The organism is Dietzia sp. B44 (assembly GCF_014145245.1).
Taxonomy (GTDB): Bacteria; Actinomycetota; Actinomycetes; order Mycobacteriales; family Mycobacteriaceae; genus Dietzia; species Dietzia natronolimnaea.
In genome coordinates, this window is record NZ_JAALEF010000512.1 from 6,828 (window position 1) to 7,049 (window position 222).

Genomic DNA, 222 nt, shown 5'->3' on the forward strand with positions numbered 1-222 from the left:
ATACCCGGCCGGCAGATGCGCCGGGATTTCGGTGACCGGCGTCGATCGGTGGCGGTCAAACCACGCCGTCTCGGCCTCGCCTGTCTGCACCCGGCGGGCCAGGGCGATCTCGAAGGCCCGCTCACCCAGCGCGATTCCGGGCACCTCACCGACCGGAAGCGACAGGTCGGCGTCGGTGAACCCGTATAAGTGGTAAACCTGCCAGTCGAGCTCCTCCTGCTC

1 protein-coding gene is annotated in these 222 nt (G+C 68.0%); it reads right to left on the reverse strand.

Annotated elements, in window-relative coordinates; translation table 11 throughout:
- A partial coding sequence (locus G6017_RS16415) for a DUF7008 domain-containing protein (protein WP_194307909.1) occupies positions 1-222 on the reverse strand: 222 nt, incomplete at both ends.